At 66.8% G+C, this 14318-nt stretch carries 10 protein-coding genes and 1 pseudogene; 5 read left to right on the top strand and 6 right to left on the bottom strand.

The features are described from left to right. Window positions 1-38 precede the first annotated feature (38 nt). Entirely contained in the window at window positions 39-1046 is a 1008-nt protein-coding gene (locus QHF84_RS43075; protein WP_281319410.1) for a hypothetical protein, read from the top strand. Here the strand turns inward: QHF84_RS43075 and QHF84_RS43070 are convergent, their stop codons facing one another. Beyond that, the gene (locus tag QHF84_RS43070) at window positions 1047-1877 is read right to left on the bottom strand and encodes a lysophospholipid acyltransferase family protein (protein WP_281319409.1); all 831 of its coding nucleotides are present in this window, start codon (window positions 1875-1877) and stop codon (window positions 1047-1049) included. A gap of 65 nt (window positions 1878-1942) precedes the next feature. On the opposite strand from QHF84_RS43070, the gene QHF84_RS43065 reads away from it, so the two are divergent. Then, window positions 1943-2665 (top strand): methyltransferase, encoded by a 723-nt coding sequence (locus QHF84_RS43065; RefSeq protein ID WP_281319408.1) that lies wholly within the window; start codon window positions 1943-1945, stop codon window positions 2663-2665. Window positions 2666-2671: 6 nt separating this feature from the next. Here QHF84_RS43065 and QHF84_RS43060 read toward each other — a convergent pair whose 3' ends face one another. Further along, window positions 2672-3097, bottom strand: a complete 426-nt coding sequence (locus tag QHF84_RS43060) for a rhodanese-like domain-containing protein (RefSeq protein ID WP_281319407.1) — start codon at window positions 3095-3097, stop codon at window positions 2672-2674. Window positions 3098-3183: 86 nt separating this feature from the next. On the opposite strand from QHF84_RS43060, the gene QHF84_RS43055 reads away from it, so the two are divergent. Next, window positions 3184-4278 carry a quinone-dependent dihydroorotate dehydrogenase gene (locus QHF84_RS43055; RefSeq protein WP_281319406.1) on the top strand — a complete coding sequence of 365 codons (1095 nt, stop codon included), beginning with the start codon at window positions 3184-3186 and terminating at the stop codon, window positions 4276-4278. On the opposite strand, the gene QHF84_RS43050 is transcribed toward QHF84_RS43055, so the two are convergent. Beyond that, complete coding sequence (locus QHF84_RS43050; protein WP_281319405.1) at window positions 4279-5181, bottom strand: DUF6687 family protein; 903 nt, start codon at window positions 5179-5181, stop codon at window positions 4279-4281. Window positions 5182-5353: 172 nt separating this feature from the next. Here QHF84_RS43050 and QHF84_RS43045 point away from each other — a divergent pair, with 172 nt between their 5' ends. After that, a complete protein-coding gene (locus QHF84_RS43045) occupies window positions 5354-5917 on the top strand; it encodes an RICIN domain-containing protein (RefSeq protein WP_281319404.1) in 564 nt (187 codons plus the stop codon). A 25-nt stretch (window positions 5918-5942) separates the two neighbouring features. After that, a complete protein-coding gene (locus QHF84_RS43040; RefSeq protein ID WP_281319403.1) occupies window positions 5943-6461 on the top strand; it encodes a hypothetical protein in 519 nt (172 codons plus the stop codon). 77 nt (window positions 6462-6538) lie between these two features. On the opposite strand, the gene QHF84_RS43035 is transcribed toward QHF84_RS43040, so the two are convergent. The 3 genes and pseudogenes from QHF84_RS43035 to QHF84_RS43025 form a co-directional block, all read right to left on the bottom strand. Then, complete coding sequence (locus tag QHF84_RS43035) at window positions 6539-7261, bottom strand: hypothetical protein (RefSeq protein ID WP_281319402.1); 723 nt, start codon at window positions 7259-7261, stop codon at window positions 6539-6541. A gap of 79 nt (window positions 7262-7340) precedes the next feature. Further along, on the bottom strand, window positions 7341-11072 hold the full coding sequence (locus QHF84_RS43030; RefSeq protein ID WP_281319401.1) for an ATP-binding protein: 3732 nt from the start codon (window positions 11070-11072) through the stop codon (window positions 7341-7343). A gap of 2564 nt (window positions 11073-13636) precedes the next feature. Beyond that, window positions 13637-14224: pseudogene (locus tag QHF84_RS43025) on the bottom strand (EF-Tu/IF-2/RF-3 family GTPase); the annotation flags it as partial. Between the last annotated feature and the right edge of the window lie 94 nt (window positions 14225-14318).

Here is a 14318-nt window from a genome sequence, read left to right as displayed (position 1 = left end):
CCTTGTTGCCGAACCTTGATACGCTCCCGGCGACGAAAATGCCCGGACACGAACCCGGACAGAGCGCGCCCGCAGGCTTTTCCTGGGAGGATTACGTCGCCTGGCTCGTCGCGCAGCACGGCTCGCTCACGGCGGTGGCCGAGCGGCTCTCGTCCCTCCGCGGCTACGAGGACGACGTCTACTCGATCGAGCGCGCCTTGCGCCGGCTGCGCACGCGCGGGCAGCGCGACGGCGGGACCTGGGGCGCGCGCGCGCTTTCGGCCTTTGGCCTGCCGGACGCGCTCACCGAACGGGCCCGCTGGATGGGCGCGTATCACTCGCGCTTCACGGACCTGCCCCTGCCCCTCGCCCAGGACCTCCTGCGCCTCTGGGATCGGCCTCCGGTGAGCGAAGATCCGACCTCGCACGTCTTCCTCGCCCTCGCCCACGCGACGTGCGAGCTGCGCGGAGACGATCGCGACGCCGCACGGACGCACCTCGCTCGCATCCGCCCGCTGCTCGGAAAAGCGCCGCCGGAGGCGCGGATCGAGGCGCTGCTCACGGAGGCCTTCGTCGCGAGCCGGGAGGACGTCGCGCGTGTCCCAGGCCTGCTCGACGAGATCGAGCCGCTCTTCGAGCTGCCGTTGCCGGCGCAGGACAAGGCCTGCCTGTTCGCGCGGTGGATCGATCAACGCGCGTTCGAGCGGAACCGCTCGTGGGGTGGCAAGCAACCGGATCCGGCCGCGGCAGAGGCGCTCTACCGGCTCATCCCGGAGGAAGGGCCGGCATTCGCGCGGGCGCGGCGGGCGAACGGGCTCGCCTACGCGCGCTGGAAGCAAGGTTTTCCGGAGGAAGGCGCGGCGCTCGCGCGGGAAGCGTGCCGGCACGCGGGCGACGGCGGGCACATGCGGATGCGCGCGATGGCGCTCAACATGCTGGCGCGAATCGTGGGTGGCGAGGAAGGCGCGGAGGCGCGGCGGCGGGCGATGGCGATCGCGAACGAGCTGGAGGACGAGGTGCTCCGGCTGCGGTTCGAGCGGCGGATGGGGACCAAGCCTGCGGGGTGATCAGGCCGCGGCCTGCTCGACGTTCTCGCCCTTCTCCGCCACCGCCGGCACGCCGGGCAGCGGCTTCTGATCGTCGCGCAGCTTCTCCACGAACACCTGGTGCACCTCGGCGGCGTGCTCGCGCGCCGTCTCCGCGCGCCAGCCGGACGTCTGGATCGGCGGCAGGACCTCGATGTCGACCGTCGCCTTTTGCACGTAGAGCGTGTGCTTCACCCAGTTCTTGTGCACGCCATGGAGGACGACCGGCACGATCGGAAGGCCCGTGGCGATCGCGAGGTGCACGAAGCCGAGCTTGAACGGCCGGAGGCGCCCGTCGCGGCTGCGCGTGCCCTCCGGCATGATCCAGATGGAGAGCCCGTGCTTTTTCACCGTCCTCGCGATGCCGGACATCGCCGCGATGGCCGATCCCTTGTTCGCCCGATCGAGCCAAAGGTGCCCCGACAGGAGGTAGAGCTGGCCGAAGAAGGGAATCCGGAGGACCTCTTTTTTCATCACGCCGCACCCGCCCACCGGGCAGAGCCAGATGGAGAGGAACGCGTCGAGCGTCGAGGCGTGATTCGCGACGTAAATGGCCGGGTGGCTCTGGTTGATGCGTTCGGCGTCGTGCAGGACGGGCTTCACGCCGGCGATGCGCGTGATCGAATACCCGATGATCTTGCCGTAATAGTTGCAGAGCTTGATCCGGAGGACACGGAACGGCAGGAGGAAAAGCGCGATCACGATGGTCAAGGTGGACGCCACCGCGACCAGGGTGAAGCCGACGACGAAACGAGCGGCCGAGGAGAGCGCGGCCAGGGTCGTTCGCCCCGACGAGGAATCATGGTCCGACATGAAGAAGCGGATCTCCAGAAGGGAAACGTCCGCACCGTACCACGAACCAACGTTAGGATTGCGTCATGATCACGTCCGAGGCCGTCGAGCGAGCCCTGCACGATCTGTACATCGTCGCGGAAGGCACGAAGCTCCGGCGCGAGGACCGCAAAAAGTCGGTCGAGGTGGCCGCGTTGCTCAGCGAAATCGAGCGGCACCGCAAAGATGCTCTCCTCGTGGACGCGGCCGCCGGCAAGGCGTACGTGGGGCTACTCGGCTCCGCGCTGCTCGGGTTCTCGCGGGTCCACGTGATCGAGCGGGAAGCATCACGAATCGCAGCATGCGAGGCAGCAGCCGCGCGGCTCGGCAAGGGGATCGAGCTCGGCCTCGCGGCAGGCGACGTGGGCGATGCGTCATGCTGGCCGGAGGCGCCGGATATCGTGATAGCGCTGCACGCATGCGGAGCGGCGTCGGATGCGATCCTCGACGCGGCGAGCAGAGCGGGCGCAAAATGGCTGTACGTGGTCCCCTGCTGTTACGCGGCAAGCGTCCCGTTCGCCGCGACCGCCGAGGCGAAGGCCGACGCACTCGGGATGCCGCGGCAAGCCGAAGTGCGGCGGCGGTTCATCATGTCGCTCGTCGACGCAGAGCGGGCACTCCGGCTCGAAGCAGCAGGCTACGAGGTGACGCTCACGGCGTTCGTCCCGCCCACGGTGACGCCGCACAACCTGCTCTTCCGCGCGCGGCGCGTCCGCGAGCCCGGGCGCATGCGCGAGGCTGCGGCACGGCTCGAGCGGCTCAGGGCTTGATCTTCGCTACTTCGCGTCCCAGTCGTTGATTCCGCCGAGGTTCGTGACCTGCGTGTAGCCTGCGCCGAGCAGGATCTTCTTGGCTCGGGCGGCGCGGGGGCCGGCGGCGCAGTGCACGACGATTGGCTTCGTCTTGTCGCCGCCTGTGAGCTTCTCGACTTCGGAGAGACGGCCTTCGAGTTCCCCGACGGGGATGTTCGTAGCTTTGTCGAGGTGGCGCTCCGCGTACTCCTCGGGTGTGCGGACGTCGATCAAGATGCCGCCCTCGGCCACGAGCTTGCGCGCGAGTGCTGGGTCGCGATCCGGCAGGCCTGCCTGCGCGGCCGGCTGCTGCGATGGGCCGGGGGGCGCGGCCGACTCGTCCTTCGAGCAGGCCGGGACGAGGGCGAGGACGGAAAGCAGGGCGGCGGCGGAAAATGCTGGGGCTCGCATGGCTCTGGACTCCCTGCCACCGCCGCTGCCGAGGCGCAAGACGCGCCTTGACGCACGCCTCCCACAGCGTATGCCGTCGCCCGCCGATGTACCGCCTGCTGTTCCGCCTGTTCCTCCGCCGCGTGTCTGCCGAGACGGCCCATCACCTCGGCTTTGGCTTGCTCCGGTTCTTGATGGCACTGCCTGGCATGCGTGCCCTCTGGAAGTGGCTCTTTGGCCCGCGGGATCCGCGCCTTGCTGTGCGGGCGTTCGGCGTTGATTTCCCGGGTCCGCTCGGGCTCGCTGCGGGGTTCGACAAGGACGCGCGGGGGTTCGAGGCGCTCGGGGCGCTTGGGTTCGCGTTCGTCGAGATTGGCACTGTGACGGGCGAGGCCCAGGGCGGAAATCCGAAGCCCAGGCTCTTCCGGCTGGAGGCGGATCGGGCGCTCGTCAACCGGATGGGCTTCAACAACGAGGGGTCGCGTGCGGCGGCCGAGCGGCTCGCGAGGCGGCGGCCCGGCGGCGTGATCGTGGGCGCGAACATTGGCAAGACCAAGGTCGTGCCCGAATCCGAGGCCGCGGCTGATTACGTGGCGAGCGCCGAGCGCCTCGCCGCGCATGCCGATTACATGGTGGTCAATGTGAGCTCGCCGAATACGCCGGGCCTCAGGGATCTGCAATCGACGGAGAAGCTGCGTCCCCTGCTCGTGGAGGTGCGCGCTGCGCTCGATCGTGCTTCCCCTGGAAGGCGCGTGCCGCTGCTCGTGAAGATCGCGCCCGACCTCGCGGACGAGGACATCGATGCGATCGGGGACCTCGCGCGGGAGCTCGGCCTCGATGGGATCATCGCGACGAACACGACCATCCGCCGTGATGGTCTCGCGACGGATGCCACGAAGATCGCGGCGATTGGCGCGGGGGGGCTCTCGGGTAGGCCCGTGAAGGCGCGCGCGCTCGCGGTGCTGCGCAGGCTCCGGGCGCGCGTGGGCGATTCGATGGTGCTGGTCGCCGCGGGCGGCGTGGAAAATGCGGACGACGCGTGGGAGCGCATCGCGGCGGGGGCGACGCTGGTGCAGGCGTACACGGCGTTCATCTACGAGGGACCCGCGTTCGCGCGCCGGATCCACGCGGGGATCCTTGCGCGGATGCAAGCCGAGGGGATCGGCTCGATCGCGGAGCTCGTCGGCAAAGAGGCGCGCTGATCAGGCCTCGAAGCGCTCGCGCGCGAGCAGCCGTTCGGCCAGGGCGCGTGGCTCTTCCCGGATCGGGGCCGTCGTGCGCAGTAGGCCCGTCATTCCGAGATCGCCGCCCTTGAGCGCCCATTCCGGCCCGAGCCCCTGCGCGAGCGCATTGCGGCTCGGCGCCGGGATCACGGGCCGCACGACTGTATCCGCCCAGGCCCAGCGCGGCAGCTCGTAACGATACCGGAACGAGCCGTCCGGCTCCTCGAACGCGAGCAAGAGCCGCCGCACGCCCTCCCCCGTCGAGCCGAGCTTCGAAAGCACGGCTCCCGGCGACTCGGGTACGCCCGGCCCGTGGTGGAACACGCGAATCGGGCCGACGGCGTACGAAACCACGTCCCCCGCGTTTGCGCGCCGCTCGGCTTCGAGCAACGCGGCGTACGACGTCCCCCAGAGATCGTCGCGCGCCTCGATGGTCCGCACGAGCTCGCCGAGCGAGGCGAGCGCGATCGGGTACGCGCTCGCCTCGGGCTTCAGCGCGACGAGCCGGCGGATCGCCATGTTCAGCCAGAGGCCGCGTGTATCGGCCGGCCACTCGTCGAAGTCGCCGGCTTCGGCCGCGGCCACGAGGAGCCCTGCGTGCGCGGTGGCCGTCTCCGGGTCGAGCAGCGACCAGACGGCGAGCACTCCATCCGCGTCGAAATGGTTGTTCACGACGACGGTCGGCTCGGCCTGCGGCGACGTCTCGCGGACGAACGTGAGCGCGATCTCGACGGAGGTATCGGCCTTGAAGGCCTTGGGCGTCCGGTTCTTCGCCCAGTGACTCAGATCGAGGGCCGCGCCCGCGACGAGCCCGTCGCAGGAGACGGCGCCTTCGGGCGCCCGCCCGTCCATGGGAACGAATGCGAACTGTCGTGCGGCCATGGGCGGAGGTTAGCACGGAAAGCTCCCGACCGAGCGCGGGTTCCGAGCGGACGCGCGGGAGCCCGATTGACGGTTGCGGTCGTGGGCTCGATACCTCGCGTGAATCGACGACGGGCTCGGCAGGCTCGTCGTCCGGGACCGCCGCGCTTTCGCGCGGGGAAAGGACGATGCAATGAAACACGCATGGACGAGCGCATGGTTCGTGGCACTGACGAGCGTCACGGTGGTGCTCGGGAGCGCGCCGGTCGCCGCGGAGACGCCGGATGATGAAGACGACGAGGCGTCGCTTTCCCTGGAGGTCGAGGAGGTCGAGGACGCATCGTTGGCCCTCACGGTCACGAACCACCGATTGCGGAACCTCGCGACGGGCCTCTGCCTGTCCACCACCGCGGAGCTCGTACCTCAAACCAAGAATTGCCTCCCCATCGCGGCGCACCGCTGGGACATCGTCCCGCTCCAGAACGGCCGGCACCTCATTCGCTCGCGCAACCCGCTCCAGCAGGGCAAGTGCCTCAGCATCGCCGGCGAAACGATCCGCTCGGGCTCGTTCCCCTTCATGGGGAGCTGCGGCGCCCCGGCGGCCCGTCGATGGTTGATTCCCACCCCGAATCCTCGCCGAATTTGTGTCGCGGCCACGAACGGCCTCTCTTGCCTGCAGAGTGTATCCGCGGGGAGCCCTCCCAAGATGTTCCCGGCAAACGCGAGCGCGTACCAGCTCTGGCAGGACCTGTTCTGATGGCCGGATCGCGAAAGGATGCCCCATGAAACACGGATGGCCGATCGCGATTTTCGGGGTCGCGGCGAAGCTCGGGGGCGCGCCGGTCGCCGCGGAGACGCCGGGAGCGGAGGCGGAGGAAGCCGCGGCAGCCCTCGCGGGTCGCGACGTCCGATTGAGAAACGTCGGGACGGGCCTCTGCCTCGGCACCACCGAGGAGCGTTCCCTTCGAATGACGCATTGCACGACGGACCCGGCCCAGCGCTGGGAGCTGGTTCAGCAGGCGAACCTCATGATGAGGATCAACTCGCAGCAGCCGGAGCAGGTGTATCTGTGCGTGAATTACACAGTCGAGGAGCGCGACGAGATCCCGTCGGTTTACCTGGGTCCCTGCTTTGGTCCGCCGACGCGGGCGGTCTGGAAGATCGCCAATACCGATCCGGCGAGGATCTGCGTCCCGAACCGGACCCCCGAGGTGTGCTTGCAGGGCGGAGGTGAAGGCGAGCCACCGCGATTGCAACCTGCGGCACCGGACGCGAATCAGCTCTGGGAAGCCGTGCCTTGAGGCATCACGCCCGCCGCGGGGCGAGCGCGAACACGGCGAGCGGCACGAATCGAGAGCACGAGTGGCCGCCTGGGCCGCTAGAGTCCGGTCCCGAGCTTGGGGGCGGCGGGTGGCAGCGCTCTTCCCGGCGTCGCGGCGCCCACCGAATCGAGGGCCGTGGACCATCGCTCCTCCCAGTCGTTCGACGTGATGGCGAGAAGAGCCTCCGCGGCCCTGTCCGCAGGGGGGCGAGCGCCAGCATCGGACATGGCGACGATTTGAGCCGCCTCGCAGGCGAGCTTCTTGAACGCGACGTACTTCGGATGGTTCGAGGAGAACCAATCGAGGTTTCGATTGTCGCGAATGGCCTCGCGGAGGGACTGGTACCCCTGACGGAAACAACCAAGCACGAGGCGCTCGCGTGCGTCGAGGGAGCGCTCCGTCGCGACCCGCATGACAATCGTCTCGACGCCGCCCTCCGCTTGGGCCGCACGCCCGAGGAGCGCCTGCCGCGTCTCGTCGGTAGGTCCTTCTGGCTTCTGACGGAGAGCAGAGTTCCACAACTTCCACGTCGCAAAGAACTCTCCGTACAGGCGGTAGAACTCCGCGACGGCAGCCAGCACGAGCTCACGTCTCTTCTGACGGAGCGCCCAGTATGCAGCCATTCGCTGACCGAACAGCGCGGCGAGGAGGAGCGTGACGATCGGCCCGGTCACCGCGACCAATACTGGCAGGATGGTCTGGAGCATGTACACCTCGAACGGCGACGCGCCTGGCTGCGCGACCAGCGCGCAGGCGACGCATCCCCTCGATGTTCCCACGATCGTTTTCCGTCGCGCAAGAGCCTGACGGCGGCGGGCTGCCCGCGGGATCACAATGGCACGGCGAGGACCAAGGCGCTCAACTGCGCCCTCGGGACTCCCACGGCCGCGTCATTGGAATGGTGAAGAAAAACGTGCTGCCCCCCCCGACCGTGCTCTCCGCCCAGACTCTTCCGCCGTGTGCCTCGACGAGGCCCTTGACGATCGACAGGCCCAGGCCGGCGCCGCCACGGTCGGCCTTTTTTGCCTGCCAGAATCGATCGAAGAGGTGCGGGATCTGTTGCATGGGAATACCCAGGCCCGTATCCGTGACCCAGAAGAGCACCACTTCCTCCCGCCGAGCCGCACCCACGTGAATCCGTCCGCCCGCGGGAGTGAATTTGATGGCATTGCCGATGAGGTTCTCGAAAACCTGCAAGATCCGATCGCGATCCGCCCATATTTCAGGAAGCTCTGCCGCTACATCGAGATCGAGCTCCAGCGAGCATTCGCGCGCGAACGGTCTCTGTGCCTCCACCGCCTCGATGGCGACCTTATCAGCGGGGATATGGCCACGCATGACGGAGAGCTGCCCCGCGTCGAGGCGAGCCACGTCGAGGAGATCCTGGATGAGACGATTCATCCGCAGCGCGGCTCGCTGAATCGACTCCCCGCGTCGAGAGGTCCCTGGTTCCCGCGCGCGCCGCAGGAGCTCCGCGTGGACGAAGATGGCGTTCAGCGGATTGCGGAGATCGTGCGCGACGATACCGAGCGTGTCGTCGCGTACCCTGATGGCTCGCTGGGCGTTGCGGAAGAGGCACGCGTTCTCCACGGCCAGGGCGGCTCGGTGCGAAAGCTCTTGGGCCACGGCAAACTCCCGCGCCGCGTACCGATGGGTCGTCGTCGTGCGGAGGAGAATGAGGGCGCCCATGAGATTTCCATGGGCAATCAGCGGCACGCCGATGAGGGATTTCGGATCGAGCTCGCGCAGCACCCGCAGGTGCTCCTCGCTCTGCGCGATCGACTCCAGGTACGCGGGCGTCACCTCGTTCACGAGGAGCGGCTGTCTGGTCTCGAAGACCACCGAAATGAGGTGCGGACTCCCTCGATCGAGCTCGAGCCTCTGGAGAGCATCCGCGACGTTTGCCTTGGCGGGCTCCGCATGTGCGACCTTGAAGCGACGTCCCCCGTCCTCGTTCACGAGCTCCGCAATGCAGCAGTCCGCCAGATGGCGGACGACGAGGCTCACCAGGCTGTCCACGGTCTCGTCGTAATCGAGGCTCGAGGCCAGGACGGCGCCGACGTTCACGAGGAGCTGCTGCTCCTTTTCGACCTCCTTGCGCTCGGTGATGTCGCGGAGGATGATGGTGAAGAGAGGCACGCCCTCCACGTCGAGCTTGGAAATGGCTCCTTCTGCTGGGAACTCCACGCCGTCCTTGCGGAGCGCCCAAATGGATCCGCGCTCGGACATCTTTCGCGCCTTCAGCGGGTTCTTCGCGAAGTCGCGGACGTGCTGTTGATGGCGCTCTCTCAGCCGTTCCGGGATCAAGACATCCACGGGCTGTCCGAGGACCTCCTCGCGCTTCCAGCCGAAGATCTGCTCGGCGCCTTCATTGAAAATGATGACCCGTTGGTCCTGGTCGATCGAAATGATGGCGTCGGCGGCGATCGAGATCAGGCCCGCGAACCTCGCCTCCGACGCGCGGAGCGCCTCCTCGGCGCGCTTCCGCTCGCTGATGTCACGAACCAGGCTCTGCCATCGACCGTCGGGGAGGAGCTTGGCGCTCACCTCGACCGGCAAGTATGCCCCCCCCTTGGTCCGTAGCCTCCATTCGGCGACCTCCACGGCCCCCGCGAGGAGCTGTTCCCTGGCATGCGAGAGCCGGGGGAGGTCTGGCGGGGGTATGAAGTCGACCATGGTCTTTCCGATGAGCTCCTCGCGGGCATACCCGAGCATGCGGCAGCCAGCGGTGTTCACATCGGTATAGCGCCCCTCGAGATCGGCGACGAAAATGCCGTCCGGCGCCTGCTCGACGAGCGCCGCGAGCCGTGCCTGGGCCTCGATCCCTCTCTTTCCGGCGATGAGATTATCGACACGAGCGCGCAGCTCGTCGACGGCAAAAGGCTTTGTGATGTAATCCTGGGCGCCCTCGCGCAAGAGCTTCACCCGTAACTCGTCATCCGACTTCGCCGTGAGGAGCACGATGGGGGTCCTATCGAGCTCGCGGTGGGAGCGGATCGCGCGCACGAGCGCGTCGCCGCTCAGCTTCGGCATCATGATGTCGCTCAGGATGAGGTCGGGCTTGAGCTCCAGCGCTTTTTGCAGGCCCTCCGCGCCATCGAACGCCGCCACGACGCGATGCTCGGACGCCAGGCTTTCGAGAATGAATGCGCTCATTTCGCGGTTGTCTTCCACCACGAGCACGAGCGCGCCTCCCGGCTCTCCGACGACCTCGACCGGAGGCCCACCGTGAAGCTCGAAGGCCGCCTGCGATACCACCGCCGGCACATCGGCCGCCCGGGACCGCACGACGGCGTCGGGCGGGGCTCGTCGGGGCAGGTCCACCGTGAACGAGGCTCCACCTTCGGGCGCTTCGGAGACGGAGATCGCGCCGTGGTGCAGGGCGATGAAATCCCGCGCGATCGCGAGGCCCAGGCCCGTCCCACCAAACCGCCGTGTAGCTCCGCCATCCAGTTGGCGGAAGCGTTCGAATACGGCTTCTCGCTTGTCGACGGGAACGCCGGGACCGCTGTCCGCCACCTCGATGACGATGCGATCCTCGGACGGCCGTCGCAAGCTCACGCGGATGCGCCCGCCGGCGGGAGTGAATTTGAATGCGTTCGAAAGCAAGTTGAGGAGGACCCGTTGCATTTTCTCCGCGTCGACCTCCGCCCAGAGCGCGCCCTCTGTCTCGACCGTGAATGCGATGTCCTTCTCCTTGGCCAGCACCTCGAAGTGGCTGGCGACGAAGCGGGTCAATCGCGCCAGATCGATCTCGCAATAGTCGATCGTCATTCGTCCAGCGTCGATCTTTGCGACGTCGAGCAGATCATCGACGTGGTGATGAAGCGTGCGTGCATTACGTTCGATGACCTCGAGGTCGCGACGAAGAGCCGGGCTGATCTCGGGGACATCGAGGAGACGCTGCGTGGGCCCGAGGATGAGCGCGAGCGGCGTGCGAAGCTCGTGGCTGACGCTCGCGAAGAACTCGGACTTCAGCCGGTCGAGCTCCTTGGTCTTCTCGTAGAGCCGCGTGATCTCCTCGTTGGCGCGCACGAGCTGCCGGTTGGCCTCCGTGATCTCCTGTCCTCGGTGGAAGATCTCGGCCTCCATGTTCTCCGCCTGGATACGTAGGTCGGCGGTCAGCTTTTGCGCTTCGAGGCCTGCTTGCTTGACGTGGACGAACTCCGTGACGTCCTCGACGCGATGCGTGACATAGATGAGCTCGCCGTCGGGCCCGAATACCGGGCAGTTGACCTGGGACCACCATCGCTCTTCGAATCCGCCCCCTTCTTCATCAGGCCGGCGGATGTCGTACTGCTGAATTGGCATTGTATCCGGAACGCGCCGACGGAGCACCCGCTCGAGGGACGCCCCGAGGTTCCGGATGGCAGTAGCGCCCTGCTCCGACGTCGCCGGATTGGCAGGGAATACCTCAAAAATGCCGCGACCAAGGATTTGCTCGCGCCTCGTCATCGTCGCGCGCGCATAAGCATCGCTCACCGCGACGATCGTGTACCGAGGCGCATCGGGTTCGACGACGAGGTAGAGCCCGGGGGCCGACTCGAAGAGGGTCCGAAAGTCGGGATCCGCCGTCCGAGGCCCACGCACGGAATACTGCGTAGGAGCGGGATTGTTGCTGCGCCGCATGGCAGTGGCCCGCGCCATTTATCCGTGTGGCATGGACAACTGTCAATCGCTGCATCCTTCCTTCGCAGCGCGCCGCCACGCACGCGTGGGCTCGGCCAAGCAGGCTCTCTCGCCGCACGCGAGCGAGGCGAGAGGCACCGCGGCAACGGTCAACCCCACACGCTCGCTGGTCTTCGCGAGGCAGGGCGTCCGCTCGAAGTGGGCGCACCTTCGGCCAGGCCAGCGGGAGCGGGATGAATCGAACACCATGCCAGGAGGCTCGCACCGGTACAGCGCGAAAGACCGCCCGGTTGTCCTGGAGGAGTTTGTCGGCTCCCCTGACCTCTCGCCAACTGTCGAAAGTGCTGGTGATCATCGACGGAACCGTGATGCTACCACGGGGGCAGAAGACGGGAAGAGGCGAGGCGAAGGCGTGGGCGGAGGCTGAGAACGCCAAGGGGGGGCATCGATGTAGGTGTGGGTGCGGGAGCCGAATCCGGGTGGTGGCGCGGCACTTCAGGGCAGGCATCCCGGGATACATTCGAGGGCATCAGTTCTTGAGCACCGGGCAACGCTCGTCCACGTAGTCTAGAGCACCATGCGCCCCGCTCCCGTTCCCGCTTCCGCGTCCGTCTCCGAGGCGGAGGAATCACCTCGACACTCTGAGGCCATCGCCAAAGGCCTTTGTCGCGACCGCCTCCAAGACAGAGCGAATCTCCTCGACCCTCGAAGGCCGCCGCCAAAGGCCTTGGTCCCGACTGTCTCCGAGGCGGGAGCGAATCGACTCTTCGGCGGTCGCGATGGAGGGGGGACTCGATGCGGAAGCACCCTTTGGCGGTCGCCATCAACCCCCGCGCTCATGGATGCGCGATCACGAGAAGGGCTAACCGCCTCGGTTTTCGCTGTCGCCCCCGCCCCCGCCTTCGCTTCGGATTCCGCAACCCCTGACCCCGTGTAACCCGCAGGATCCGCGTCGTGGTGACGACGGATCGACGCCTTTGGGACGAGTTGGTGCCACTTCGGACCCCATGGCCCGAATGCGGCATTGCGAAAAGAAGTCGTGGCCTCGGCACGGTCATCGGCAGCGCCGAACGTCGCGCCACCCCGAGCGCCTTTGCAGTTGCCTCTATTCGGAGAGCTTTTCGATGGGGATGATGCCACCGGAGGAAAAGCGCGACGCAAGCCGTGGGCGTGGCTTTTGCGACATGTGTTCGCCATCGATGTCACAGCATGTCCGAAGTGTGCGAGCACGATGCGGTGGCGAAACGTCGCGCTCACACCGGATGCGATTCGCGAAGGGTTGGCCCGCGCGGGGCTCTCGGCGCGTGGACCGCCGATGCGTAAGCGTGTGCCCCTCGGGCAACTCTCGCTGCCATTCCCGAAAGCGCACCGGCGAGAGCAGCCCTGAGGCGCCGCCTTCGGTGGACGTCTCGCGCTCGCTGTTTGCCGGCGCCGATGCGTACGTGTGCCAGCAGTGCAAGAACATTCGATGACGAGATCGACTTTCCGCGCGAGGCCCACGTGTGGGCATTGTCGCAAGCCACCTGCGTGCCCCTCTTCATGGTTCGCTTTACTCGACCGTTAAGCGTCGGCTTGTGAGGGGCATGTCGTGGAGAGCGGCCATCACCTTCTCCATGGCCTGCTTCAACTGCGCCACGAGCTCGGGCGAAAGGTCCGGCGTTGGAGCGATGTCGGCGTGCCCGTCGTCCGGTTCGACCCCCCTCGCGTGACGTTCCAGGTCGTCAAGCGCTCCGACGAGGGGCGGGGATTCGCTGTATTACCGAAAAGGTAGGTCGCGGAGCGCACGTACGGATCGCTCACCCGATAGCGCCTCCTCAACAATGAATACGAGCGAATTATCGAATCGAGCGGGGCGATGTCGTCTTTCCGCGCTCCTCGGAATCCTCGCGTCGACTGTCGCGCTCTCCCTGTGCACGGTACCAACCCCGGCCTCGGCGGCGGTAGACTGCGCCCTCATGTGCGAGCACAGTAACTATGGGGGCCAATGTTTCATGTTCCACGTTGAAGACGACCCCACCCTCGGTGCAGGCGACGACATGTTCACGTCGATCAGGGTTTATGCGGGATGCACGTGCACGGTCTACAAGGACCCCAACTACGGCGGCCAATCGTGGACGATTGAAGCGAGGGGTCGCAACATCGATAATAATGCGCTCGGCAGTGACTGGACCGATCAGATCTCGTCCGCCACGTGCAGAGAACTTTAGTATCTCCATCTGTCGCGGAGCTCATCGGCCGCACCTCTGACGAGCACAGGGGAACGATGCGCGCGACGGCGCCGGGCGTGGGGCGACCTCCCAGCACGCTTTCTGCATTGCATGGCGACGGCGGCCGGTACGAGCGGCATCGACCGGAGGAGACGGTCCTTTATCGAGTCGTGCGTGAGCATTGGGCCGCGTTTCGGGAGCGTGTGGAAGCGATTGGGAGTTTGCCGCGATTCGTCGTGCGCGAGGTCGAGGAGTATCTGCGTTGTGGGATCCTTGAATATACAACGCGGCCGAAACTAGATTTTTACTTTCGGATGATTACTCGATTATATTCGCCACAACGCCGGTGCCGACCGTCCGGCCGCCTTCGCGAATCGCGAAACGCAGGCCCTCTTCCATCGCGATCGGCTGGATCAGCGTGACTTCGATCGACACGTTGTCTCCAGGCATCACCATCTCCGTGCCTCTCGGCAGCTCAATCGAGCCCGTCACGTCCGTCGTCCGGAAGTAAAACTGCGGACGGTAGCCGTTGAAGAACGGCGTGTGACGACCGCCTTCGCCTCTGGAGAGCACGTAGATCTCCGCCGCGAACTTCGTGTGCGGCGCGATTGAGCCCGGCTTCGCCAGAACCTGACCGCGCTTCACGTCCTCGGGCTTCGTGCCGCGAAGCAGAATACCAACGTTGTCCCCGGCCCGACCCTGGTCCACCAGCTGCCCGAACGTCACCACGCCCGTGCAGGTGGTCTTCACCGTCGGCTTCAGGCCCACGATCTCGACCTCTTCGCCCACCTTGATCACGCCGCGCTCCACCCGGCCCGTCACCACCGTGCCCCGGCCCGAGATCGAGAACACGTCTTCCACCGGCATCAGGAAGGGACGGTCGAGCGCCCGCTCGGGCTCCGGGACGTTCTCAAACATGTGCGCGCACGTCCGTGCCTGCGCCTGCGCCTGCGCCTGCGCGGCGAGGCCGAGCACGCCGCACGCGACGAGCCCCATCCAT

The organism is Polyangium sp. y55x31 (assembly GCF_029946505.1).
Classification (GTDB): Bacteria; Myxococcota_A; Polyangia; order Polyangiales; family Polyangiaceae; genus Polyangium.
Note: the sequence above shows the minus strand (reverse complement) of the source record. Positions and strands in the feature narration are given on the sequence as shown.

Bases quoted from the DNA above. Each gene is read 5' to 3' on its own strand.
- QHF84_RS43070 (WP_281319409.1), bottom strand. From the start codon at position 1,877: ATGTCGGACCATGATTCCTCGTCGGGGCGAACGACCCTGGCCGCGCTC.
- QHF84_RS43050 (WP_281319405.1), bottom strand. From the start codon at position 5,181: ATGGCCGCACGACAGTTCGCATTCGTTCCCATGGACGGGCGGGCGCCC.
- QHF84_RS43045 (WP_281319404.1), top strand. From the start codon at position 5,354: ATGAAACACGCATGGACGAGCGCATGGTTCGTGGCACTGACGAGCGTC.
- QHF84_RS43075 (WP_281319410.1), top strand. From the start codon at position 39: ATGCCCGGACACGAACCCGGACAGAGCGCGCCCGCAGGCTTTTCCTGG.
- QHF84_RS43060 (WP_281319407.1), bottom strand. From the start codon at position 3,097: ATGCGAGCCCCAGCATTTTCCGCCGCCGCCCTGCTTTCCGTCCTCGCC.
- QHF84_RS43065 (WP_281319408.1), top strand. From the start codon at position 1,943: ATGATCACGTCCGAGGCCGTCGAGCGAGCCCTGCACGATCTGTACATC.
- QHF84_RS43055 (WP_281319406.1), top strand. From the start codon at position 3,184: ATGTACCGCCTGCTGTTCCGCCTGTTCCTCCGCCGCGTGTCTGCCGAG.
- QHF84_RS43040 (WP_281319403.1), top strand. From the start codon at position 5,943: ATGAAACACGGATGGCCGATCGCGATTTTCGGGGTCGCGGCGAAGCTC.